The organism is Fictibacillus iocasae (assembly GCF_042665465.1).
Taxonomy (GTDB): domain Bacteria; phylum Bacillota; class Bacilli; order Bacillales; family Fictibacillaceae; genus Fictibacillus; species Fictibacillus iocasae.
On record NZ_JBHTCP010000030.1, the window covers coordinates 1 to 1,604 of the forward strand.

The following is a 1,604-nucleotide window of genomic DNA, read 5'->3' on the forward strand; positions in this document are numbered from 1 at the left end:
AGAACAAAATCGCTAACGCGACTTAATGACGTCCCAAGTGAACCTCGTTCACTTGGGATTATTTCTCGCTTGAATCATCGTGCCTCCGCAGTTCGGGCACTGAATTTCCACTTCTTCGCCTTTCTTCTTGTCGAGCCTAAATTCACCCACGACAAAATCAGGAACGTCATCTTCCTCTCGACATTCCTTACAAACAAATGTGATCGTTTTGATCTCTTCATTTAATCCAAACGGGTCTTCCTCTTCTAGCCATCTTACTAACTCTTCACTTAATTCATCCGGCCCTTTTCGGGTTGTCATTCTGATACGACCTCCATCTTTTTACGCATTCCATTCCTTGCATATAATGATACAAGTAACCATATCGATGGTGCCAGATTTCTACGAGTTCCATTTGATTTTTACAATGCGGGCATTGAAAAGGATCTCGGTCAAATGCCTCAATCATCCGTTGTCGATAGGTTTTTTTCTTTTTCGCTCGCTGAAACACCCATTGAATTTGTTTCGTTCTCATAAAGGAATGCAAACTTAATACAGCCTTTGCCCTTTTATACGATCTTCTGCTGTACAAACCAAAACGACCAACCATCCGAAAATGCTTGGGAGAGATGTGCTGCAGAAGCTCATATAAAAATCGAAAGACGGATACTTTTTTATCCACTCGTTTTCCTGTTTGATGATCTTCATACCAAAATTGAACGGTTTCACCGTTGTATTCTTCTATTCGATACTCTGCCACAGCAGGGCGAGCGAGATACCTTCCGATGTATTTAGCAGCTCCTTTGGCGTCTTTCATCTTCTGTTCGGCGTTAACGTAAAACCCTTTCGGGTATCTCTGGTAGAGTTCATTAATAAGTTCTTGAACAGCCGGATTATGAGGAAACCACTCTTTGGTCATGTCCATGACCACTTTCTGCCATGACTTTCGCAAGAAGTCATAAGAGATGAAATCACAAGATACCCATTCATTCTTATGATCAATGGCGCCTTCCGTCACTAATGCATGGATATGAGGATTAAATTTTAAGTCCCTTCCAAACGTATGAATGACGGTAATCACGCCGACTTGAAGATTCCGTTTCTTACTTTTCCTTTGATAATAGAACTGAAAAACTTCCGCCACTTTCTTGGCCAGTTCATTCAGTTTCTTTCTGTCTTGAAAGAAGATGTTCCTTAGCTCTTTTGGAACCGTGAACACCATGTGGCGATGAGGCACGTTAAAAATCATCTCTTGTTGTTTGTCCGACCAATCATCGGTGTATTTCTTCCCGCACTTATGGCAGAACCGACTCTTACATGTAAAGCATACAAAGACCGGATTCGGTTTCCCGTCACATCCCAAACATTCGTACTTGGAATAGCCTAAATCACTTGATCCGCATCTCATCGCCTTTAGAACCGTTTCTCGGATGTCTTTGCGATAGGCCTCAGGAAAACGCAAGTCATGAAGCTTCCAGAATCCATCGAAGTGATCCTTCAATATTTGTTTAATTACACCACTTTTACGTTGTTTACCCATACGCATACCGAGACTCCTGAAAAAGATACGAACATTTTAACGAACAACTATCCACAGGTCTAGTTTTTTATAATTTCCTAAACAA

Annotated in this window: 2 protein-coding genes; both read right to left on the reverse strand. The window is 41.4% G+C overall.

The window, feature by feature from the left end; genetic code table 11:
* Positions 1-48 precede the first annotated feature (48 nt).
* Positions 49-300 (reverse strand): hypothetical protein, encoded by a 252-nt coding sequence (locus tag ACFQPF_RS11450; protein ID WP_379749736.1) that lies wholly within the window; start codon positions 298-300, stop codon positions 49-51.
* Positions 275-1,519, reverse strand: coding sequence for an IS91 family transposase (locus ACFQPF_RS11455; protein WP_379749738.1), 1,245 nt, complete (start codon positions 1,517-1,519; stop codon positions 275-277). The genes ACFQPF_RS11450 and ACFQPF_RS11455 overlap by 26 nt, the downstream gene beginning before the upstream one ends.
* Positions 1,520-1,604 lie beyond the last annotated feature (85 nt).